This window comes from Burkholderia sp. S171 (assembly GCF_009766085.1).
Classification (GTDB): domain Bacteria; phylum Pseudomonadota; class Gammaproteobacteria; order Burkholderiales; family Burkholderiaceae; genus Caballeronia.
Map to the genome: position 1 here is coordinate 28,912 of NZ_LMUF01000057.1, position 23,736 is coordinate 52,647.

17 protein-coding genes are annotated in these 23,736 nt (G+C 60.7%); 11 read left to right on the plus strand and 6 right to left on the minus strand.

What is annotated here, in order from left to right; translation table 11 throughout:
* Both GSQ93_RS32530 and fumC read left to right on the plus strand, forming a co-directional pair.
* Nucleotides 1-847 (plus strand): phospholipase D-like domain-containing protein (locus GSQ93_RS32530; protein WP_254074184.1); only part of this gene is annotated, 847 nt, incomplete at its 5' end.
* A 74-nt stretch (nt 848-921) separates the two neighbouring features.
* Nucleotides 922-2,316 carry a class II fumarate hydratase gene (gene fumC, locus GSQ93_RS32535; RefSeq protein ID WP_158940045.1) on the plus strand — a complete coding sequence of 465 codons (1,395 nt, stop codon included), beginning with the start codon at nt 922-924 and terminating at the stop codon, nt 2,314-2,316.
* 66 nt (nt 2,317-2,382) lie between these two features.
* Here the strand turns inward: fumC and GSQ93_RS32540 are convergent, their stop codons facing one another.
* From GSQ93_RS32540 to GSQ93_RS37690, 3 genes are all read right to left on the minus strand, one after another.
* Nucleotides 2,383-3,936, minus strand: coding sequence for a class I SAM-dependent methyltransferase (locus tag GSQ93_RS32540; protein ID WP_158940046.1), 1,554 nt, complete (start codon nt 3,934-3,936; stop codon nt 2,383-2,385).
* A gap of 338 nt (nt 3,937-4,274) precedes the next feature.
* Nucleotides 4,275-4,802: an acyl-CoA thioesterase gene (locus GSQ93_RS32545; protein WP_158940128.1), complete on the minus strand. Its 528-nt coding sequence runs from the start codon at nt 4,800-4,802 to the stop codon at nt 4,275-4,277.
* A gap of 123 nt (nt 4,803-4,925) precedes the next feature.
* Nucleotides 4,926-5,069, minus strand: a complete 144-nt coding sequence (locus GSQ93_RS37690; protein ID WP_174254707.1) for a hypothetical protein — start codon at nt 5,067-5,069, stop codon at nt 4,926-4,928.
* Nucleotides 5,070-5,230: 161 nt separating this feature from the next.
* Here GSQ93_RS37690 and GSQ93_RS32550 point away from each other — a divergent pair, with 161 nt between their 5' ends.
* A complete protein-coding gene (locus tag GSQ93_RS32550; RefSeq protein WP_158940047.1) occupies nt 5,231-6,010 on the plus strand; it encodes a helix-turn-helix transcriptional regulator in 780 nt (259 codons plus the stop codon).
* A gap of 365 nt (nt 6,011-6,375) precedes the next feature.
* Nucleotides 6,376-8,346, plus strand: a complete 1,971-nt coding sequence (locus GSQ93_RS32555; RefSeq protein WP_254074185.1) for an alkyl/aryl-sulfatase — start codon at nt 6,376-6,378, stop codon at nt 8,344-8,346.
* A gap of 83 nt (nt 8,347-8,429) precedes the next feature.
* On the opposite strand, the gene GSQ93_RS32560 is transcribed toward GSQ93_RS32555, so the two are convergent.
* Nucleotides 8,430-9,263 (minus strand): thymidylate synthase, encoded by an 834-nt coding sequence (locus tag GSQ93_RS32560; protein ID WP_158940048.1) that lies wholly within the window; start codon nt 9,261-9,263, stop codon nt 8,430-8,432.
* A 313-nt stretch (nt 9,264-9,576) separates the two neighbouring features.
* Complete coding sequence (locus tag GSQ93_RS32565; RefSeq protein ID WP_158940049.1) at nt 9,577-10,953, minus strand: sigma-54 dependent transcriptional regulator; 1,377 nt, start codon at nt 10,951-10,953, stop codon at nt 9,577-9,579.
* A gap of 515 nt (nt 10,954-11,468) precedes the next feature.
* On the opposite strand from GSQ93_RS32565, the gene GSQ93_RS32570 reads away from it, so the two are divergent.
* The 3 genes from GSQ93_RS32570 (at nt 11,469) to GSQ93_RS32580 (ending at nt 14,453) form a co-directional block, all read left to right on the plus strand.
* Nucleotides 11,469-11,996, plus strand: a complete 528-nt coding sequence (locus GSQ93_RS32570; protein ID WP_158940050.1) for a hypothetical protein — start codon at nt 11,469-11,471, stop codon at nt 11,994-11,996.
* 421 nt (nt 11,997-12,417) lie between these two features.
* Complete coding sequence (locus GSQ93_RS32575; protein ID WP_158940130.1) at nt 12,418-13,869, plus strand: sigma-54 dependent transcriptional regulator; 1,452 nt, start codon at nt 12,418-12,420, stop codon at nt 13,867-13,869.
* 83 nt (nt 13,870-13,952) lie between these two features.
* Nucleotides 13,953-14,453 (plus strand): dihydrofolate reductase, encoded by a 501-nt coding sequence (locus GSQ93_RS32580; RefSeq protein WP_158940051.1) that lies wholly within the window; start codon nt 13,953-13,955, stop codon nt 14,451-14,453.
* A gap of 121 nt (nt 14,454-14,574) precedes the next feature.
* Here GSQ93_RS32580 and pmbA read toward each other — a convergent pair whose 3' ends face one another.
* On the minus strand, nt 14,575-15,945 hold the full coding sequence (gene pmbA / locus GSQ93_RS32585; RefSeq protein WP_089163352.1) for a metalloprotease PmbA: 1,371 nt from the start codon (nt 15,943-15,945) through the stop codon (nt 14,575-14,577).
* A 1,188-nt stretch (nt 15,946-17,133) separates the two neighbouring features.
* On the opposite strand from pmbA, the gene GSQ93_RS32590 reads away from it, so the two are divergent.
* The 4 genes from GSQ93_RS32590 to GSQ93_RS32605 are packed head-to-tail and all read left to right on the plus strand — an operon-like array spanning nt 17,134 to nt 23,679.
* Nucleotides 17,134-18,414, plus strand: a complete 1,281-nt coding sequence (locus tag GSQ93_RS32590) for a DUF445 domain-containing protein (RefSeq protein ID WP_158940052.1) — start codon at nt 17,134-17,136, stop codon at nt 18,412-18,414.
* A gap of 59 nt (nt 18,415-18,473) precedes the next feature.
* Nucleotides 18,474-18,950, plus strand: coding sequence for a nuclear transport factor 2 family protein (locus tag GSQ93_RS32595; protein WP_158940053.1), 477 nt, complete (start codon nt 18,474-18,476; stop codon nt 18,948-18,950).
* Nucleotides 18,947-20,905: an amylo-alpha-1,6-glucosidase gene (locus GSQ93_RS32600; RefSeq protein ID WP_158940054.1), complete on the plus strand. Its 1,959-nt coding sequence runs from the start codon at nt 18,947-18,949 to the stop codon at nt 20,903-20,905. The genes GSQ93_RS32595 and GSQ93_RS32600 overlap by 4 nt, the downstream gene beginning before the upstream one ends.
* A gap of 41 nt (nt 20,906-20,946) precedes the next feature.
* Nucleotides 20,947-23,679, plus strand: coding sequence for a glucosidase (locus GSQ93_RS32605; RefSeq protein ID WP_158940055.1), 2,733 nt, complete (start codon nt 20,947-20,949; stop codon nt 23,677-23,679).
* Nucleotides 23,680-23,736 lie beyond the last annotated feature (57 nt).

A 23,736-nucleotide genomic window follows, 5' to 3' on the forward strand; every position in this document is an offset into this window, starting at 1 on the left:
CGACCTGCGTCAACACTGGAAAGAACAAGCCGATCCGCTGAACGCCAAGCCGCTCACCGCCACGCCGATTGCGCAGCAGATAACACAGGATGGACTGGGCCTGACCTGGACACGCACGGAGTTCGAAGCTGACTCGCCGGTAAAGATCGAGCATCCCGACAAGGACTACAAAAGCCCGCCGATGCAGCGCCTGATCGAACTGGCAAATCACGCAAGTAGCGAAGTCCTCATCATTTCGCCGTATTTCGTGCCGCACGACGAGGGCGTGAAAGCACTCGCCGCCATCACGGCGCGCGGTGTGAAGGTGAAGGTGCTGACCAATTCGCTGGCGGCCACCGACGCCGTCGCGGTGCAGGCGGGTTACGCGCCGTATCGCGTACCGATGCTGAAGTCGGGCGTAGAGTTATACGAGTTCAAGCCGGTGCAGGCCGAGGGTGACGGACGGCCAAGCGCCGGGCTGTTCGGCTCGCAATCGCGCGCAAGCCTGCATGCCAAGGCTTATATGATCGATCGCAGTATCCTCGTGATTGGGTCGATGAACCTGGACCCGCGCTCGGCGTCGCTCAACACGGAACTCGCGCTGGTGATCTACAACCAGCAAATTGCGAGCGAAGCCGCACGATTGTTCGATGCCGGCACTGCGCCAGCAAGGGCGTATCGTGTGGAACTCGCTTCGCCCGCGGTGCTTGCGGGCTTGAAGTACACCGGCTCGCCAATGTCCCCGCTCGTCTGGACGACCGAGGACGATGGCCAGGTCCGTACCTACAATTTCGACCCGCAAGCGGGCCTATATCGCAACGTGTTGACGGGTTTGTTCATGCTGCTGCCCGTCGACTCGCAGCTTTGAATTTTTAGATTCTGAAACGTGCAGAACCCGACTGAACCCCGAACCTGATAGCCAAGCCGAAGGAGCATGAAGCCATGACGGACGACGCAAGACTCGAGAAGGATACTTTCGGCGAAATCGCCGTGCCGAACGCAAAACTCTGGGGCGCGCAAACCCAGCGGTCCTTGCAGAACTTCAAGATTTCGAGCGAGAAACAATCGCCGGAACTGATCGATGCACTCGCGATCGTGAAGCGGGCATCGGCGGAAGTAAATGCCGAATTGAAGGTGCTCGCCGACGATAAAGCAAAGGCGATCATCGCCGCTGCCGACGAGATTCTGGCAGGCAAACACCCCGATGAATTCCCGCTCGCCGTGTGGCAAACGGGTTCCGGCACGCAGACCAACATGAACCTCAACGAGGTGATTGCAAACCGGGCAAGCGAGCTGATGGGCGGCGTGCGCGGCGAAGAACGCAAGGTGCATCCGAACGACGACGTGAATCGCGGGCAGTCGTCGAACGACGTCTTCCCGACCGCGATGCACATTGCCGCCGCGGTCGCGATCGTCAAGCATTTGGTGCCGTCGCTCAAGACCTTGCGCGAGACGCTCGATAAAAAATCGAAGGCATTCGATTCCATCGTGAAAATCGGCCGCACGCATTTGCAGGACGCAACGCCGCTTACGCTCGGACAGGAGTTTTCGGGTTATGTCGCGCAACTGGATCAGGGCATCCGGCACGTTGAATCGACTTTGCCGCACCTGTATCAATTGGCGTTGGGCGGCACGGCGGTTGGCACGGGTTTGAACGCGCATCCCGAGTTTGCGGTGAAGGTGGCCGGCGTGATCGGCAAGCTGACCGGCTTGCCGTTTGAAACTGCGCCGAACAAGTTCGAAGTCATGGCCGCCGCCGACGCGCTCGTGTTCGCGCACGGCGCGCTAAAGACCATCGCGGCGGGCTTGATGAAGATCACCAACGATATCCGCTGGCTCTCGAGCGGACCGCGTTGCGGGCTTGGAGAGTTGTCGATTCCCGAGAATGAACCGGGCAGCTCGATCATGCCGGGCAAGGTCAACCCGACTCAATCCGAAGCGGTCACTATGCTCTGCTGCCAGGTGTTTGGGAATGACGTGGCGGTGAATATCGGCGGGGCGAGCGGCAATTTCGAGCTCAACGTCTTCCGCCCGATGATCGCGCACAACGTGCTGCAATCGGTGCGTCTTCTGGCCGACGGCGCGCAAAGTTTCAACGACAACTGCGCGGTCGGGATCGAGCCAAACGAATCGCGGATCGAGAGCTTGCTGAATGAATCGCTGATGCTTGTGACGGCGCTCAATCCGCATATCGGTTACGACAAGGCTGCGAAGATTGCCAAGAAAGCGCACAAGGAAGGCACGACGCTGAAAGCGTCCGCGCTGGCGCTCGGTTATGTGACCGAAGCGGAATTCGACGAATGGGTGAAGCCGGAAGACATGGTGGGGAAGAAGTAACGTCTGGATAGGGAGCGGCGGTTGATCGGTTGATCGCTTGATCGCTTGATCGACCGCTGCCTCTGGTTAGCGCACTGATGCTTTTTGCGCAGCCAGGAAGTCCAGCCCGATCGCGTGCTCCACGAGCGCGTTGCCCGAATCCTCAAAAATATGACGCACGCGTGTGCGCGTCTCTTCCGGCGGTACATCGGCATTTCCCACTTGCAGCCTGAGGCCGGTTGCAGCCAGCGAGCGCGTGACACGGTCGACCAGTTCGTCGATGTCCCGGGGAATCGCTTTTATCGGATCAGCCTTAGCGTGCAGCGACGCCAGCATCAGTTGGTCCAGCACGCTGATACCCGCGCCGCCACCCTGCCGGGGCGACGCCAGCGCACCCCAAGCTTCGCCCCGTTCGACCCGTGCAAGCAAAACGGCATTTAGCCGGTCAGCCGCCGCTCGCGGGTGCATCTCGCCGTAGCGCACGAACGTTTCGCCAACCGCTATCGACAAACGCAGCAGCTTCAAGATGGCGTCGAGCGTGAGGCCGGAGAACTCGGGTGCATCGAAAACCTGTGCGAGCGTCATTTCCGAGCGACGCAACAGATCGAAAAGCGGTTTATGAAACGTGTCACTACGCGTGAGCGTGGCATGTTCGAGAGCCACCGTCGTTTTGTATTGGACAGCCGAATTGCCCCACAAATGAATGTATTCAGCCTGTTTGCGCAAGCCAATGTCATTCAGCGGCGCTTTTGCGCGTACGAAGATGTCCGAGCGAAACCCGCGGTTCGCGAAGTAATCACGAAGCTCTTCCGCGTCGATAGGATCGCTAACCGTCTCCAGCATTTCCCGCTGTTGTTCGCCCAGCCATCCCACCGGCGACATGTAGGCGAAACGCGCGCTGCCGGCGAAGACGAGCTTCGCTTCAGCCATTTCGCGCACGATGTCGGTGAAGTAAAACGGCGTCCACTTCTCGTGCAGATACTCGTGAACGAGGTAACGTTCATCCTGGTTGTCGAAACCCTCGACCCGGCCCAGCGAATCCGGGTTGCGCTTAAAGTGCAGCGCGTCCAGATCCACCATCTTCCGGGCGAAGTCGGACGCCTTGGTCCACGCAGCGCTTCCTCCCCCGGCTCCCATCATCAGCAAGCGTTGCAACGGCAGCACCTGCGCGCAACCCACCATCGCGTTGTAGCTCACTTGCACGACACCGCCCGGTTTCAAATAACGCGTCAGGAATCTCATGATCTGCGCGCGGGTTTCATCGGAAATCCACGAGACGATGCCGTGCCGCGTGATGTAGTCGAACAAGGGCAGCTCGACCTTCCCTTGCGCGAGATCGTCGAAACTGTTCTCCAGCAAGGTGAGATTCGACAAGCGGGCTTCATTGCGTATAGCGGATGCGCTGCGTACGTGCACCGGGTTGAAATCGCAGGCGTAGAAGGCGCCGTTCGGATGCGTTGCTGCAAGAATCAGCGAAGTCAGGCCTTGGCCGAACCCCAGCTCGCAGTAGGTGAAGTTTTCAACGGAAGGCGGCGATACGCGCTGCATCGCGAGGCAGGCGTTCAGGAACGTCGGACTTTGCTCTTGAAAGTAGCCAGCCGTGTAGGCAACCGAATTGTTGTAGCCGGCCGTCCGCTTCATGGCGTTTCCTCAGTTCATGTTGGATGTTTGCGCGATAAGCCGGTCGCTGTCCCTTCGGGGACCGTTCGGCGGTCTTTCCAGACCTTCTACGCAGTGCGCAGAACTATGCCGATAACGCACACACTCATGAATGAGAAACGTCCTATTTGTTTGCTCCGTCTTTCGATATAACGCCGCACGACGGCCGATTCAGCGGCTATATATGGGTTTTACGTGACTTGCGAGCCCGAAGCCTCGTTCCAGTTTTGTAGTAATACTAACCACCGGATCGTAAGCAGCAACGTGCTTATGGTACGGAAACGCTGCGCCGGCAGATCTTCCTGCCGGCGCGCCTTCTTTTAAACCTTCCCGGCCGCCACTTCTTCCGGCTTCAATTCCACGATCGCGTCCAACGCCTCCTTGACGTCGATCGCATATTTCGCCAATCGCTTTTGCTCATCCGTCACGGGAACGAACGAAGGAACCGGCACGGGCTTGCCCTGTTCATCGACGGCGACGAACACCATCAGGCAATCCGTGGTCTGTTGCAGCACGCCGCTCTTCGGATCGCCGGCGTGCACCGAGATATGCAGATGCATGCTCGTGCGCCCCGTTGCGACCACGCGGGCGCGCAATTCGACCAGGTTGCCCACCAGGATCGGCCGGCGAAAACGGATATTGCCCACGCTGACCGTCACGCAATAGCGTCCGGACCAGACCGCGGCGCACGCGTAAGCCGTCTCGTCCATCCACTTCATCAGCGCACCGCCGTGAACCTTGCCGCCGAAATTGACGGAGGTGGGTTCGGCCAGAAAACGAAACGTGGTTTCGGACCGGTCGGTGATCGGGGCATCGGTGGATGGGGAAATGGACGCGGCAGGTTTCATGTAGATGTAAGGCAAGCCGGACGGGCCTGCCTGGTAAGTGGAATTGCCGAATTATACGAGTCTCAAAAAAACGCTCGGCGTCGCGCTGGATGCCCTCCTATGCGCTCCGACACTGCTCGACACTTACTTGCGCACGGAAACGCCCTGATCGATCACCCCGTACATGGTGATGCCGCTCGATCCGCCTGCCGACGACGACCCGCCCGACGTTCCCGCACAACCCGCAAACGCCGCCATCAGCAGCGTTGCTATCAAAATTTTCACCATGGGAATCCCCTGCACAACCTTCACTCAATGCGAAACATCATTCTAGCGCGGGGCCTGCGCGGCGCTCAGGTTGAGTTCCGGCGTGGAATCGATACTTCACGTTTCGATGAAACATCGCGTGCACCAAGCGGCTAAAGTAGAGTCAATCCAAGGAGGCCGCGATGACGCTCAATCACGACGATGCACGCCCGTTTCCCGGTTTATCGCGCATAGGCGCCCTGCTTGCGGACCCCGGCCGCGCCGCAATGCTCTGGTCGCTGATGGACGGCACTGCCCGGCCTGCCGGTGAACTCACGATGATCGCCGGTATCTCGCCGTCCGCCGCCAGCGGGCATTTCACCCGGCTGGTCGAGAGCGGCCTGCTGGCGCTCGAAGTGAGCGGACGGCACCGGTACTACCGCATTGCAACACCCGACATCGCGATGGCAATTGAAGCGTTGGCTAACCTGGCGCATGCCAGCGCGCCGCTGCGGGAAGCGGCGCAGGCGCATCGGCCGCCGCCGCGGCCGGCGTCCGCCGTGCCGCTCGACATGCGCTATGCGCGGACCTGTTACGACCATCTCGCGGGCGAACTGGCTGTGCGGCTGTTCGACCGGATGCTGACATCGAAGTGGCTGGAAGTCGTGCAGGGCGCACAGGGCGGCGTGCCGGATGGTTCAAAGCGGCCCGGTCCCACCTCGCTCGATGCAACGCCGCAGGGAGTCGATGAATTTTCGCGGCTCGGTATTGATCTCACCGCGCAGAAAGCACGCCGTCGGCGGTTCGCCTGCACGTGCATCGACTGGAGCGAGCGCCGGCCGCATCTGGGCGGCGCACTGGGCGCGGCGTTTCTCGATGCGTGCACGGAACACGGCTGGCTTGAGACGACCGCCAAGCGACGGGTCCTGCGAGTTACGCCCGCTGGCGAGCGGCATTTCGCCGCCGTCCTTACCGGCGTCTAGCGGCACAGAACAGGCAATAACGCGGGCATAAAAAGCTCCCGCACCACACGGCTACGGCCCTTCCGCCTGAACGGTCAGGCCGAAGGGCCGTAATTACGTGCCGACGAAATATGACACTTACACAATCCATTCACATGTAAAGTTTTTGGCTGGCTTTCGTATCCAGGGCGCGAGCTCGATCCGCTTGTTGATTCAGAAGGAAATATGCCAAATCAACATTATTAGGAATACAAAATTACTGAATTCAATGACCTGAATCAACGAAAAAACATCGTAACGGAATCCTCCGCGAAATCCATACCGCGCCTTGCATCAGATCAGGCATGAGCAACGCAAAAAAACACAGCCTGTCAATGGAGATAATAATGAACGCAATGCCGCACCGGCTCACGCTTACCGCGCTCGCGGCTCTCAGCTTGCTTGCCACGCCCTTCGCGCTCGCGCAGCAAGCCGCTTTCGCGCCCGCCAAGGATGCCACTGCCATCACCCGTCAGGACAATCTGGCGGTCTACCAGCAACTCCCCTTCGCCGACAAAACCGATTTCGACGACGCGCAACGCGGTTTCATCGGCACGCTCGCGACCGGCACGTTCCCAACCGATGACGGCCGCACCAGCTGGGACCTGAACAAGTACAACTTCCTGAAGGGCGAGGCGCCGGACACCGTCAATCCGAGCCTGTGGCGTATCGCTCAGTTGAATATGTTCACTGGCCTGTTCAAGGTAACGGACCGCGTATATCAGGTGCGCGGACTCGACCTCGCCAACATGACGATAGTTGAAGGCGACACGGGCATCATCCTGATCGACGTGATGACAACGCGCGAAGCTGCACGCGCTGCGCTGGATCTTTACTTCCAGCATCGGCCGAAGAAACCGGTGGTCGCCGTTATCTACACGCATAGTCATGCAGATCACTACGGCGGCGTGAAAGGCGTGATCGACGAAGCTGATGTAAAGAGCGGCAAGGTCAAGGTGCTCGCCCCCGAAGGCTTCCTGCGGGAAGCGGTGGCGGAGAACATCTATGCGGGCAACGCCATGGGCCGACGCTCGCTGTATCAATACGGCGCGATGCTGCCGGCAAGCGCCCGAGGCCAAATTGATGCGGGACTCGGCAAGACCACATCGCGCGGCAATCTCGGCTTGATCCAGCCGAATGACACCGTGGAAAAAACTGGCGATACCCGCACTATCGACGGTATTCAGTTTGAGTTCCAGATGGCGCCCGGCACCGAAGCGCCCTCCGAGATGCTGATCTACATGCCACAGTTCAAGTTGCTCGACACGGCCGAAGACACCACCCACACCATGCATAACCTGTACACGCTGCGCGGCGCGCAAGTGCGCGATACGGTGCAATGGTGGAAGACGATCAACGAAGCCATCCTCCGCTACGGCGACCGCACGGACGTGGTGATCGCGCAGCATCACTGGCCGACCTGGGGCCGTCAGAAGGTGGTGAACTACATGGCGGACCAGCGCGACATGCTCAAGTATCTCCACGACCAGTCGCTGCGCCTGGCCAATGCCGGCTACACCATGACGGAGATCGGAGAACAGGTTCAGCTACCCGACGGCATCGGCAAGAAGTGGTTTAACCGCGGCTACTACGGGTCCGTGAATCACAACGCGAAGGGCATCTATCAGCGCTATCTTGGCTGGTATGACTCGAATCCGGCTAACCTGCACCCGCTGCCGCCGGAAGAAGAATCGGTGCGTTTCGTCGAGTTCATGGGGGGCGCCGACGCGGTGACGGCGAAGGCAAAAGAATCATTCGATAAGGGTGATTACCGTTGGGTCGCGACCGTGATGAACAAGGTCGTATTCGCCGATCCGTCGAACAAGGCTGCGCGCGAGCTTGAAGCGGATGCGCTCGAGCAACTCGGCTACCAAACTGAGAACCCGACCTGGCGCAATGAATACCTGATGGGCGCGTTCGAGTTGCGCAACGGCGTGCCGAAGGGCAAAGGCATCAATACGGCAACTGCCGATGCCGTTGCCGCCATGAGCCCTGACATGCTGCTCGACTACATGGGTATCCGGCTCAACGGTCCGAAGGCGGACGGCAAGCACGCGGTCATCAACTGGAATCTTGGCGACAGCCGGAAGTACGGCATTGAGTTGCGTAATTCGGTGCTGATTTACACCGAAGGCGTCACGCTCGCGAACCCGGACGCTACGCTCACCATGAGCAAGAGTGATTTCACCAGGTTGCTGATGGGCGGCGCGCAAGCACCGTTGGACGCGGCCAAGATCAGCGGCAACGGCCAGAAGGTCAGCGAGTTGTTAGCCCTGCTCGACACCTTCGACCCGATGTTCAACATCGTTACGCCGTGATGTTTTGAAGGGCAGGCGTTCTGGCTTCAGTTGATTGAAGCCGGAACGCGGGAAGGCTGAGGTCGTTGCACGCTCATACCGATCTAAACCGCGATCGGCGCCTTGATGCCCGGATGATATTGATACCCTTCGATCACGAAGTCTTCGTACTGGTAATCGAAAATGGACGCGGGCTTTCTCGCGAGTGCGAGCTTCGGCAGTGGATACGGCTCGCGGCTCAATTGCAAGTCCACCTGCTCCAGATGGTTCAGGTAGATATGGCAATCACCGCCGGTCCAGACTAACTCCCCTACATCCAGATCGCATTGCTGCGCGAGCATGTGCGTGAGCAATGCATAACTCGCAATATTGAACGGCGTGCCCAGGAACACGTCCTGGCTGCGGCAATACAAGAGGCAGCTCAGCTTGCCTTCGTTCACGTAGAACTGCGCGAGGCAATGGCAAGGCGCCAAGGCCATCCTGCCGGCACGGGCGTTATCGACCGGCGACATGGACTCGTCCGGGAAATCCGCCACGTTCAAGGCGGTCAGCATCAACCGCCGCGAGTTAGGCCGCGTCTTGATCTGATGCACGAGCGCGCTCACCTGATCGACCACCGTGCCGTCGCTCTTGGGCCAGAAGCGCCATTGATGCCCATACACTGGACCGAGGTTGCCGTTTTCATCGGCCCATTCGTCCCAGATGGTCACGCCGTTGTCGTTCAGGTACTTGATGTTTGTATCGCCGTTCAGGAACCACAGCAGCTCGTAGACCACGCTCTTCATGTGGATGCGCTTGGTCGTGACGATCGGAAACCCCTCCGCAAGATCGAAACGCAACTGACGGCCAAACGTGCTGATCGTCCCCGTGCCGGTCCGGTCCATCTTGCGAGCGCCGCGTTCGAGAATGTCTTTGAGCAGTTCTTGGTACTGGATCATGAGGAGAGTCGTTCGTAAAAAGAGGGCGTATCGCTATTCTGGCAGAACATTTCCGCGCGTTTGCGGCGCACTTTCGCGCCAGATTCCTCTAACCATGGAAAATGCGGGAAGTTGGGGGAAATGCAGCCGCCGATAAAACCAGACCACGATTTTACCAAGCGCCGGAGGGCGAGGTGCGAAGGCGTCTTTCGGGGGGTCGAATGTGAGCGATCCGCGGCGTTCCGGAGAACCCCGGGCTTTAATGTATCAGGTAGAAACCTTGGCGACTTTTGGCAACCGGCAAGCGGCCGACGGGCGGCCGTCAAACGCGGCCTTAGCCGCGCGTGACGTGCTCCGTCGGTGCATCGACTTCAATGTGCCGCATGCCGTGCGCGCTCAGAAGGCGGTACAGCGTGACCCGCGAAATGCCGAGTTCCTGCGCGGCGTCGCCAAGACGGCCGCGATGGCGCAGCAAAGCGAGTTCGATGGCCTGCCGTTCCGCAGCCTCCCGTGCCTGTGCCAGCGATACCGGCGCCACTTCCACGTACTCGCCAAGCTCAAGATCACGCGCACTGATCTGCCGCCCTTCCGACATTACGATAGCGCGGCGCACGCGATTGATCAGCTCGCGCACATTACCCGGCCAGCCATAGTTATGAATGGCCGCAATGGCATCGGGCGCGAAACCCCGCAGGCGCCGGCTCGCGTCCTTCTTGAATCGATCCAGCATGTGCTTGGCGAGCAACTCGATGTCCTTGCCGCGTGCCCGCAGCGGCGGTTCATCGATTTGCAGCACGCACAGGCGGTGATACAGGTCGGCACGGAACCGGCCTTCGATCATGGCCGTCTGCATATCCACGTGGGTGGCCGAAATGATGCGCACGTCCACCGGGGTCGACCCATGCCCACCAAGCCGTTCAACCTTGCGTTCCTGCAGGAAACGCAACAGGCTTGCCTGGCTTTCGAGCGGCAAGTCGCCGATTTCATCGAGGAACAGCGTGCCGCCGTTAGCCGCTTCCACCCGGCCAATCTTGCGTTGATTTGCGCCGGTAAACGCACCGCGCTCATACCCGAACAATTCCGATTGCAACAGGTGAGCGGGAATCGCGCCGCAATTGATGGCGACGAACGGTTGCTCTCGCCTTACCGAACGTTCGTGAATGGCGACTGCAGTGAGTTCTTTACCCGTGCCCGATTCGCCCGAGATGAACACGGGCGCGTCGGTCATGGCAACCTTGCGAATAGAGCGGAACAACGCGAGCATGGCGTCGCACGAACCGACCATTTCGCCCTCGGCGCGGCCGTCTCGTGCGTCGTTCGAGGCGTTCTCGTGCAGCGCCACCATTCCATAAGCATGGCCGACTGCGTCCACTACGCGATCATTCGATGTGGGTAAGGTGACGTAGTCGAAGCAGTAGTCGCGAATCAGCCGACGCACGGCCGCATCTTCAAGTTGACCTGTCACGGTGGCCGCGACCCAGCCAACATTGGTCAGCGTCAGCGACGCTTCGAGTGCTGCGAGTTCGTGTGCTTCAAAGCTGCTTGAGAGATCGAGCAAGCCACCGGTTGCCAGGTCGTTGCGAAGCCAACGGCGTGCGTCCTTCGCGTTCGATACCACCTCTATGTGCCAGCCCCTCTCCTCAAACCGCGCACACAACGGCGCACTCGGGTCACGAGTCACGTAGATTAGTTGCCGCCGAGCGACTTCCATTGTTCTGATCCTTTCGTCAACGGTCGTTGAAAAGGTCGCGCCGGTAATTGCCCTCAACCACGCTGCAGACGTCGAAGACTCGCATGCCCCAAGCGAACGGTCATTCGGAAAACTGCAAACGGTGAAACCCCGGAAGCGACGAGTACTGTCGCGTGGTTCTATGCGAACCTGTTTTGTTTCAGATGCTGTTTTTGAGAGACTACTATAAAGCGAATACTTCGAAAACAAATATCCGCAACAATGTCTGCAAACCCCTCCTGAAGCAGGGTCACTGTGCGTTTCAACAACGAGGCCGGGTTTTAATAAGCATTTTGCAAATAGTTTAAATAAGACAATACGATTTACGCAATTTTTGATAAAAATGGCCGTTAACCGGCTGTCGTTTCACTCTTGAAACGTTTTCGCGTTTTTTCTGATTCAGTTTTTCAGTTAGCTTGCCGCACGCCCAATGACAGCAACGGATTGCATGCGATGGCATATGTTTCGCTAAATGACTGTGAATCAGGGAGAGCGCCATGGAAAGCACCGGCTGCGTTGTCAAACAAGAAAATACTGCGACGGCCCATAAGATTGCCGTCATTAGTGCCGTGTGGTTTGTACTGGGCAGCTCAACGGAGAACGTTTGCGCCCAAAATACTGCAAACGATGATCGCGTGATCCAGCTCACCTCTGCGCCGGTAGTGTCCGAATATGAAACATTCGCAACCAGGCCAAATCCGCCAGACATTTTTATGGAAAGAAAAATTGGAAGCGCCGATGCTGGCGAAGGCGCATCGAACGAGCGCATTATTGTTAATCCTGTAATGGAACGGGCTCTGCCCGCATCGATTCAACCCATTGCGTCGGCGCCTGCGGTCCGGGCCGGCACAGCGCTTGAAAAAGTCACGGCGACGACGGAAGAGTCGCCCGCCACGGTGCACACGACCAGCGTCACGCTGTGGGATGAGATCAAGCCGCCACTGCCTGCTCCCATTCCCGTTGATGCAGCCAGCCGCTCCGCACCGGGGGACGTCGCAAGCGCGGGCGCCCAGAGGACGCAGTAGCCGGGAATGTACAAACCGGCGCAAAGCGGTTCGCCTGAAGAACGGACCGCGAGATACGCGATGCGGCTATGCAGCTTCGCAACAACGCAGGCAAACAGGATTTGAACGACACGACGGACAGTAGGACACTGACTGCATTGCTCACCGGGTAGCGGAGTGCAGGGCCGCGTGTTCACGCGGTTCATAGGCATACACATAGGCCTGCCGCGCATTCACGCGAGGAAGGCATCGGACTTAGCCGGGCTCACGGGCTTACCGGGCTTTAAAGCAGTGTCCTGCTCGACGACCATATGGATAGACAGCGCATTGCACCGCCGTGTCCGCCGGGACAGCGTGTGCGTCCGTTGCAAAAAGGAGGTCGCTCGTGCTCGAATCCGCCGCCGTGTCCGTACCCGTATCCGATAAAACCGCACTGGCGTCAATGCCGCCGATCGCAGCCTTCCCTGCTGACAACCGGATCACATCTGAGCTCTCCGGTGTGTCGGCTCCCGCGATCATCCCGTCGCCCCACGCGGCGACAGCCGTTCGCAACCTGCTCTACATCGCCCAGGCGCCGAATGAGACGCTTGTCGCGTACTTGAAGAGCCTTGGCTGGAAGGTATCCGCGGGGCCGCTCGCCACCCAGGCCAACGTGCTCAAAACCGATACGCCGGTCGCCGGTATCGTCGACATGACCAGTTTTTCGGCGCGCGAGCTGGCCGCGCTCGAGCCTGCGCTGCGTCATCAGCGCGCCGGCTGGATTGCCCTCACCGACGACACCCATCTCGCGGATCCGGTCGTCTGCCACTTGATCCGGCATTTCTGCTTCGACTTCGTGAAGGGTCCGTTCTCAAACCCGATCATCGGTTACCTCGTCGACCACGCGTACGGCATGGTGAGCCTTGGCGACATCGACCTCGCCGATACCCCGACCGTGTTCGGCGACGAGCAGATGGTCGGCACCTGCGAGGCCATGCAGCAGCTCTTTCGCACGATCCGCAAAGTCGCGAACACCGACGCGAACGTGTTCATCACCGGCGAATCGGGGACTGGCAAGGAATTGACGGCCGTGGCTATTCACGAACGCTCGCCGCGCCGCAAGGGCCCGTTCGTGGCGATCAATTGCGGCGCGATCGGCAATCACCTGATTCAGTCCGAGCTGTTCGGCTACGAGCGCGGTGCGTTCACGGGCGCGAACCAGCGCAAGATCGGCCGGGTGGAAGAAGCCGACGGCGGTACGTTGTTCCTCGATGAAATCGGCGACCTGCCGCTCGACAGCCAGGTGCATCTTCTGCGTTTCCTGCAGGAACGCAAGATCGACCGGCTCGGCGGGCACGACCCTGTCGCCGTCGACGTGCGGATCATTTCCGCGACCCACATCGATCTGGAAGCCGCCATCGCCAGTGGCCGGTTTCGTACCGATTTATTCCATCGGCTGTGCGTGCTGCGCGTGGACGAGCCGCCGCTGAGGGTGCGCGGCAAGGACATCGAAATTCTCGCGCTGCACGTGCTGCACAAGTTCAGGATCGACGGCAAGCGCAAGATCATCGGCTTTGCGCCGTCCGCAATCGAAGCGATGTACAGCTACGCCTGGACCGGCAACGTGCGCGAGATGATCAACCGCGTGCGGCGAGCGATCGTGATGGCGGAGAACAAGCTGATCACGGCCGACGATCTCGGGCTCGGTCACTGCACGGGCATTGAATCGACCACGCTGGCCGCAGCCCGCGATGCCGCCGAGAAGCGCGCGATCGAACTGACGTTGCTGCGGCATCGGCACAAGCTCAGCGAAGCGGCGGCGGAATTGGGGATCTCGCGGGTAACGCTGTACAGGCTGATGGTCGCGCATGGCTTGCGCGGCGCGGCGATGGTGAGCGGCCCGGACGCGGGGTGAGCAGGTTCGCGGCGGTGGCCGGCAGACGTCGGGTAGAATTTGCGGCTTGATTTATCTTGAAGCCGGATACGGATCTACACATCATGACGACGCTGACCTTGATCGTCGCCCGCGCGCGCAATGGCGTGATCGGACGCAACAACCAATTGCCCTGGCGCTTGCCCGAAGACCTCGCGTTCTTCAAACGCACGACGATGGGCGCGCCCATTGTGATGGGACGCAAGACGCATGAGTCCATTGGGCGCGCGTTGCCGGGACGGCACAATATTGTCGTGACCAGGGACGCCGAGCGCCGCTTCGACGGCTGCGATACGGTGACCCGGCTGGCCGATGCACTGACGCTCGCCGCTCGCGACAACGCCGGTGAAGTGTTCCTGATTGGCGGCGCCGAGTTGTTTCGCGAAGGGTGGCCGCTCGCGCACAAGCTGATCCTGACCGAAATCGATGCCGATTTTCCTGGCGACATTTCCATCGACGCACCCGATGCAGCCGTCTGGAACGAGGTCTCGCGGGAGACGCATCACGCGGCAGCGCCAGATGATTTCGACTATTCGTTCGTGGTTTACGAGCGCCGCACGGCTTAGCCTCGGATTTCGCGGTCTCAATCCACTTGTGGGCTAATCCATCGCGCTTCACGCTTTGCCATTGAAAAAGCCCGGAACGACGCTCATCGTTCCGGGCTTTTTCTCTTCCGCAGACGCTCCCTTACTGCCCCGCGATCGTCATCTTTTCGATCAGCACGGAGCCAATTTCCTTGTTGCCGCGCACGACCGTGTCCGCGCCGATCGCCTCGATGTGCCGGAACATCTCCTGCAGCGTGCTGGCGACCGTGATCTCTTCAACGGGATACTGGATTTTGCCGTTCTCCACCCAGAAGCCGGATGCGCCGCGCGAATAGTCGCCGGTGACGTAGTTCACGCCCTGCCCCATCAGTTCCGTCAGCAGCAGGCCCGTGCCCAGCTTTTTGAGCATTTCCTCGAAGTCATCGCCAGGTTTGGTCAGCGAACTGCGCAGCGAGAGATTATGCGAACCGCCTGCGTTGCCCGTCGTTTTCATCCCCAGTTTGCGAGCCGAATACGTCGACAGGAAATAGCCTTGCACCACGCCGTCTTCCACGACGTTGCGGCGTTGCGTGCGCACGCCTTCTTCGTCGAAAGGCGCGCTGCCCATGCCGCCCTTCACGTGCGGGTCTTCCAGCACCTGGATGTGCGGCGCAAACACCGGCTTGCCGAGGCTATCGACAAGGAACGTGGTCTTTCTATATAGCGCGCCGCCGCTCACCGCCTGCACGAAGGCGCCCAGGATGCCGGCTGCCAGCGGTGCTTCGAACATCACGCGGCATTTGCGGGTATCGAGCCCGCGTGCGCCCATGCGGGCAAGCGCGCGATGCGCGGCGTACCGGCCGATGGCTTCCGGCTCGGCGAGATCGGCTGCGTTGCGTTTCGATGTGTACCAGTCGTCGCGCTGCATGTCGCGGCCGGAACCGGCGATGGGCGCACACGCCACGTAGTGACGTGAGAACGGATAACCGCCCATGAACCCGCGCGATGTAGCCAGCACGAACTGCGAGTGCTGCGCCGAGACGCTCGCGCCTTCGGAGTTCTGGATGCGTTTATCGACGGCGAAGGCGGCATCTTCTGCTCGACGGGCGAGATCGGCGGCTTCTTCAGCGTCGATATCCCATGGGTGGTAGAGATCGAGATCTTGCGGCGCCTTTTCCAGCAGCTCTTCTTCGGCGAGACCCGCGGCGCTGTCTTCGGCGGTGAAACGCGCGATGTTGTAGGCGGCGGCGACCGTGTCTTTCAGCGCGGCGCGCGTGAAGTCCGAGGTGCTGGCATTGCCGCGCTTATTCCCGATAAACACCGTCACGCCGACCATTTTGTCGCGATTGTGCTCGATGGTTTCGACTTCACCGCGGCGCACGCTGACTGAGAGGCCGTCGCCTTCCGAGATCTCGGTGGCGGAGTCGGTGGCGCCGAGCTCCTTTGCATGCCGCAGGATGTCGGACGCGATTTCCTTCAGCTCGTCCTGGGTGTGCGGGAAAAAGCGTTGCCTGACGTCCATGTCTGCTGCCATTTTATGTCTGCCTGTGGGTGCTCGACGTGTCGAGCGTGTTCGCGTTGTTGGTCGTGGTGACGGGGCGGGTTAGCGCCCGCTGTGCACTTGAATGCGGCCGTGTGGCCGGATTTCGACCATCGCACGATGATAGCAAGTCCAGCACGGGTTTGGTTTCACAGGGGTGTTCGTTTGCACTTGGGGTTTCGGATGGGCGGATGGGCGGGGTGCGTTAGTTTCAGGGTTGGCGGTCGGGGTTTGGGCCGGGTTGGTGCTTTCGGTGTCAGTGGTCTGCGTGAGTCGGATTTTCTCTTTATCACTTTTAGCCACTGCGCGTGGCGGCGCGTCATTTCTTGGTCCTTAGCGACAAAGAAACGAAGCAAAGAAGCGCTTTTAACCACGCTATCCTAAGTGTCCACAGCGTGCAGTTTTGATTCATAGGTGCCCCAAAAGCACGGTGCTCGCCAGAGCCACGGATGTTTGAAGCCCTCCTTCTCGCGAATCCTGACATAGACACGCTTCGCCACCAGTGCTCTCGGACAAGCACGATTGCCCAAGAACCAGCACGGCCTCACGCGTCTTCGACGCTTCGTTTCTAGATGGGTTGGCAACGTGCTCTGACCAGCCATTCTCGTCGGTAGGGCCTCATGCACCGCGCGGCGCGGCGCGGCTTGGTTTGGTTTGTGGGTGGGTTGGCGACGAGGCTCGTCGCGCATACATATTTGGTGGGTGGTTGTCCGCGGATAGCGCGGGGTGAACCTTGGGCAGGTTCAATCACTGGTGGCGAAGCGTGTCAGAACCCGTGTTCGGAGAAGGAGGGTTTCAAACATTGGTGGTTCTGGCGAGCACCGTGCTTTTGGGGCACCTATGAATAGAAATCGCACGCTGTGGACACTTAGGGTAGCGTGGTTTGAAAGCGTTTTCTTTGCTTCGTTTCTTTGTCGCTTTGGACAAAGAAATGACGCGCCGCCACGCGCAGTGGCTAACAGTGATAAAGAGAAAATCCGACTCTCGCAGACCGCTAACGCTGAAAGCACCAACTCGGCATAGACCCCGACCGCTAACACCGAAAGCACCAACCCGGCATCAACCCCCAACCGCTAACCCTAAAACCTAAAGCCCCGGAACCGCACCCCACGACCATTCACCTGCGGCCATTGTCACTGGTATGCTGGCGGCCTTATTCCACCAAGAAACCCCCAGACCACGATGCCAACGCAGGACAAAGCACTCGCACTAAAAAAGATGAAATGGTTCGCCGCCGGCCTGCTGGTCGCGGCAGCGGCATTATTCGTGCTCGCCAAGAGCCAACACGACGCCGGCCCGTGGGCGTGGGTCTCGGCCTTCGCCGAAGCCGCCATGGTCGGCGCACTGGCCGACTGGTTCGCGATCGTCGCGCTCTTCCGACACCCGCTCGGGCTGCCGATCCCGCACACCGCCATCCTCCCGGCGAACAAGGCGCGCGTAGCTGATAACCTCGCCGAATTCGTCCGCGACAAATTTCTCGGCACCGACGCGCTGGTCGCTCGCGTGAACGCCTTCGACCCCGCCGGCCGTCTCGCGATCTGGCTGGCGGAACCCGCAAACGCGGCACTCCTGGGTGCAAAAGCGGTCGCGGCGGCGGCCCAGATGCTCGATTTCGTCGACGATGAACGCGTCAAAACGATGCTTCACGAAGCCCTGCGCCGCCGCGCCGAACAATTCGACCTGGCCGGCGCGGTAGGCGGATTGCTGTCCACGCTGACGGCGGATGGGCGCCATCAAATGCTGCTCGACGAGGGCTTGCGTGAACTCGCCCAATGGCTCGATCGCGAGGAAGTGCAGGCCATCCTCGCGGCCAAGATCCTGGACGTGGCCGGCGAGGAATATCCGAAATTGATCGGTATGCTCGGTTTTGTGGGCCTGAGCGCCGAAGACCTCGGTAACAAGTTCGCGGGCGGCCTCGTGCGCGGCGCGAACAAGTGGCTGCACGACATCAGCGAAAACCCGGAACACGAGCGCCGTCAGGCATTTGACCGGACGGTGGAAGGGTTTATCGAACGCCTGAAGACGGATCCGGCGTTCCGCGCCCGTATCGACCAGCACAAGCGCGAATGGCTCGAACGCCCGGAATTGCGAACCTACGTGAACGGCCTGTGGGACGAATTCAAGGACTGGCTGCGCCGTGATCTCGCTCAGGCAGATTCGACGCTGCACAAAAAAGTCACGGGTGCATCGGCGTCGTTCGCGACCGCGCTGGGGACCGATCCGGCGCTGCGTGAATCGATCAACGAACACATGCGCGACGCGCTCAAGTCGCTCGCACCGGATCTGCGCGACGGCATCGCCAAGCATATTGCCGCGACGGTGCGCAACTGGGACGACGCTACGCTCGTGCGCGACGTGGAACTGAGCGTCGGCCGCGACTTGCAGTTCATCCGGGTGAACGGCACGCTGGTGGGCGGCGCGGTGGGCCTGATCATTCACGCAGTGTCCATGTTCATGGTTTAAGCTGCACAATCGAAGCCTTGTAGCCGCGGTCAGCTAATTTCCTCCAGAAGAGACCGAATATGACGGACCCGAACGCCGCGTTGATCCAGCGCTTCTACGAAGCCTTTCAGCGTTCCGACGCCGAAGCAATGGCGGCGTGCTACGCGCCGGACGTGCAGTTCAGCGATCCCGTGTTCGGCGTACTGCGAGGCCGCGAAGCAGGCGACATGTGGCGCATGTTGATCTCGCGCGCCAGCGAATTCTCACTGACGTTCAGCGACATCCAGACCGTCGGCCAGACGGCGACGGCGAAATGGGTCGCGACTTATCGTTTCACGCAGACCGGGCGCAACGTGGTCAATGGTATCAATGCGCGTTTTGCGATTCGCGATGGCCTGATCGTCGAACATCACGACAGCTTCGACCTCTGGACCTGGAGCCGCCAGGCGCTCGGACTCAAGGGCTGGCTGCTCGGCTGGTCGTCGTTCGTGCAGAACAAGATTCGGGCTCAGGCGACCAAGGGTCTTCGCGCATACCGGCAGCAACCCCAAAAATGACCCGCCTCGAATGTCCGGCCAGCGAAGGCTGTCTCAACGACGAATGGCTTGAGGCCGATTCTTTTGGCGGTTTTGCATCGGGCACAGCCGGCACTGAACGGACCCGCAGATATCACGCACTGCTTCTAACGGCCACGCAACCGCCGGCGGGACGCATGGTGCTGGTGAACGGCGTGGAAGCCTGGTTGGAAGACGCGTCGGGGCAGACGCGCATTCCGCTGTCCATGCAGCGTTATGGTGCCGGTTCGGTCTGGCCGGACCCATCCGAAAGCCTGCTTTCCTTCGATACCGACCCTTGGCCCACGTGGCGCTTCCAGGTCGGCGATAACCATATCCTGACCGCCGAACTATTCGTCGCGAAGCAGAGCGCGCAGACGGTGCTGCGCTGGCGGCTCGACGGCGAGGCATTTACGCTGAAGGTTCGGCCCTTGCTTTCCGGTCGCGACTATCACGCGCTGCATCACGAGAACTCCGCGTTTAACTTCAACTACGCCGCCAGGGGCGATCAGGTGCGCTGGCAAGCGTATGGCGATGTGCCGGCGGTGGTCGCGGCATCGAATGGATCGTATGTTCATGCGCCCGACTGGTATCGCAACTTCTGCTACACCGTCGAGCGCGAACGCGGCATGGATTTCAACGAAGACCTCGCCACGCCCGGCGTCTTTTCGTTCGATTTATCGCTTGGGGAAGCGGTGCTCGTGTTCAGCGCGAACGAGGGCGCGACGACGAATGCGATCGATACGGCGAAGCAGCTTGCTGACATTGAACGAGCACGTCGCACAGCCTTCCTGACGCCGCTGCATCGGTCCGCGGACGCTTACATCGTGGCGCGAAACGAGGGCAGCACAATCCTCGCCGGTTTCCCGTGGTTCACTGACTGGGGCCGCGATACCTTCATCGCGATGCGCGGTCTGCTGATCGCATCCGGCCGATCCAGCGACGCCGAATCGATCCTGCTCGAATGGGCCGGGACCCTCTCCGAAGGCATGTTGCCGAATCGTTTTCCGGACAGCGGTGCGCCGGAATACAACTCGGTGGATGCATCGTTGTGGTTTGTGATCGCCGTGCACGACTATCTCGCGACAGGCCACGCGCAACGTGAAACGCAGGACCGGTTGCAGCAAGCTGTCGATGGCATTCTCGACGGTTACTCAAGCGGTACGCGTTTCCAGATCGCCGCCGATCCGGACGATGGGCTGCTGCGGGCCGGCGTTCCCGGCGTGCAACTGACGTGGATGGACGCGAAAGTGGGCGACTGGGTGGTGACGCCGCGCGTCGGCAAGCCGGTGGAAGTGCAGGCGCTGTGGATCAACGCGCTGCGCATCGCGGCTGCGTGGAGCCCGCGCTGGACCGAACTGGCCACGCGCGCGACCCAGGCTTTCCAGCAACGTTTCATCGATCCCGCCAGCGGTGCGCTCTACGACGTAGTCGACGCCGATCACGAGCCGGGCAAGCTTGACCGTTCCGTTCGTCCGAACCAGCTTTTTGCCGTGGGCGGACTGCCGTTCGCGGTGATCGACAGTAGCGCAACGGCTCGCGCTATCGTCGATCAATGCGAGCAGCTCCTGTTGACGCCGCTCGGACTCAGGACGCTGTCACCGAATGACCCTGCCTACAAGGGCCGCTACACCGGCACGCCGCTGGAGCGCGATGGCGCCTACCACCAGGGCACGGTCTGGCCGTGGCTGATTGGCCCGTTTGTCGAAGCGTGGCTGCGGGTTCATGGCGACGACCAAGCATCCAAAGCCGTGGCCCGCGAGCGTTTTCTCAAGCCGCTGCGCAACCATCTGCATCACGCCGGGCTGGACCACGTTTCCGAAGTCGCGGACGGCGATGCGCCGCATACGCCCGGTGGCACGCCATTCCAGGCGTGGTCGCTCGGCGAACTCATGCGTCTCGAACGTCTGCTTAATACCGATACCGCCGATCCTGCCGAGATGCCGCAAACGCGCTAGATTATCGGTCTTTCCGTCACGCTTTTAGTCAAGGACGTCCCATGCCGCCACTGCGCGCCACCAAGTCACTCGACACCATAGAAGGAGCCCGGCTCCATTCCACCGACTGCACACGCTGGCAACGCTGGGGGCCGTATCTCAGCGAGCGTCAGTGGGGCACGGTGCGCGAGGACTACAGCGAGAACGGCACCGCCTGGGACTATTTCCCGCACGATCATGCGCGCAGTCGCGCCTACCGCTGGGGCGAAGACGGCATTGCCGGATTCAGCGACGACCACCAGAACTGGTGCGTCTCGCTCGCGATGTGGAACGGCCTCGACCCGATCCTCAAGGAACGTTTGTTCGGGCTGACGAACGCGCAGGGGAACCACGGCGAGGACGTGAAGGAGCTGTACTTTTACGTCGACGGCACGCCGACGCATTCCTACATGCGCATGCTGTACAAGTACCCGCACGCCGCGTTTCCGTATGACGATCTCGTTGCCGAAAACGGCCGCCGCGGCGCGGACATGCCGGAGTACGAAGTGCTCGATACAGGCGTGTTCGAAGACAACGCGTATTTCGATGTCCATGTCGAATATGCGAAAAACACGCCTGAAGATATCGTGATGCGCGTAACGGTCGAGAATCGCGGGGATCGCGCCGCGTCACTCGACCTTCTGCCGCAGATCTGGGCGCGCAATACGTGGTCGTGGCAGCCTTCGAAGAAACCTTCGCTGACCTTGCAATCCGACGCGAAGGGCAGCCGCCTGATCGCTCAAAGCGACGGCCGTGAGCCATTGGTGGTGACGGCCGAAGCCCGTGGCGACGCTACGGTCAACTGGCTATTCTGCGAGAACGACACCAATGTCAGGCGCCTGTTCAACTCGGAAGGCGCGGGACCGTTCAAGGACGGCTTCAACGACTACATTGTGCACGGTGAAGAGAGCGCGATCCGACGCGATACCGGCACGCGCGCCGCCGCGCATGTACATCTGGAGTTTGGTCCGAATAGCCGCACGGTAGTGACCCTGCGCTGGCGCCCGGCGTCGGAGGCAGACCGTGAGCGGCAACCGCTCGATATCGACGCGCTGTTCGCCCGCCGGATCGCTGAAGCTGATGCCTTTTATGCGGGCCTGCAGCACGAAATGGATGACGCCGACCAGCGGCTCGTCCAACGTCAGGCGCTGGCGGGCATGCTGTGGTCGAAACAGTATTACCTCTTCGACGTCACTCGCTGGATGGACGGCGATCCGTTGCAGCCGACACCGCCGGCCGGCCGCAAGCGTGGCCGCGATGCCGACTGGCGGCATCTGTGCAATGCGGACATTGTCTCGATGCCGGACAAGTGGGAATACCCGTGGTACGCGTCGTGGGATCTTGCGTTTCATGCCGCCGCGTTCGCGCTGATCGATCCGGCATTCGCGAAGAAACAATTGCTGCTGCTGGTGAAGGATCGCTACCAGCATCCGAACGGGCAACTGCCGGCCTACGAATGGGCGTTCGGCGACGCCAACCCGCCGGTTCACGCATGGGCGACATGGCGCGTTTATGAAATCGATCGAGCGATTACGGGCAAGGCGGATCGCGACTTCCTGGAGCTCGTGTTCCACAAGTTGCTGCTGAACTTCGCGTGGTGGGTGAACCGCAAAGACGCGGACGGCCGCAACATTTTCCAGGGCGGTTTCCTCGGGCTGGACAACGTCGGCATCTTCGATCGCTCGGCGCCGCTGCCCACGGGCGGCCGTATCGACCAGTCGGATGGCACCGCATGGATGGCCGCGTATGCGCTCGACCTGATGCGCATCGCGCTGGAACTGGCGGTGGCGAATCACGTGTTCGTCGATATCGGCGTGAAGTTCTTCGAGCATTTCCTGTATATCGCCGAGGCGGTCAGTTGCAGCGATACGTGTGACACCGGCCTCTGGGATGAACGCGACGAGTTCTTCTACGACGTGCTGCAGCTCCCCGACGGCAAGAGCGTGCCGATGCGTATTCGCTCTATCGTCGGCTTGATTCCGCTGTTCGCGGTGCATGTGCTGGAAGAGCATTTGCACGGCCAGTTGCCGGGGTTGCGGGACCGGTTGACGTGGTTCCTCGAGCACCGGCCTGATCTGGCCAAGCTGGTGTCGCGCTGGAACGAGCCGGGCAAGGGCAATAGCCTGCTGCTCTCGGTGCTGCGCGGACACCGCATGAAGGCGCTGCTCAGGCGCATGCTCGACGAAAGCGAGTTCCTGTCCGACTACGGCGTGCGGGCGTTGTCGCGGGTGCATCGGGACAATCCATTTGTGCTTGAGCACAACGGCGACCGCTTCTGCGTGAAATATCTGCCGGCGGAATCGGATTCGCGCGTGTTCGGCGGCAATTCCAACTGGCGCGGGCCGATCTGGATGCCGGTCAACTATCTGCTGATCGAGTCGCTATACGAATTCCATCGTTATTACGGCGATGATTTCCGCGTGGAATATCCGACGGGGTCGGGCCAGAAACTGTCGCTGAGCGACATAGCCGACGAACTCGCGCGGCGCTTGACGCGCCTCTTCCTGAAGAACAAGGACGGCGTGCGCCCGGTCATGGCCGCGTATCCGCAACTGCAGGCTGACCCGCGCTCGGACGATCTCGTGCTGTTCCATGAGTACTTTCATGGCGATACAGGCCGCGGCGTGGGGGCCTCGCATCAGACGGGCTGGAGCGGGCTGGTCGCGTTGCTGTTGCAGCCGCGCGTGAGCACCGTGGCGCAGAACCTGCCGGCAGGCGGCGAGGTTCAGCCCGAAGTGGAACTGGCCACGAAGTAACGCACTGGCAAGGCAACGGGCGGGTTCAGTCCGCCCGCTGCCGCCAATCCAGTAGCA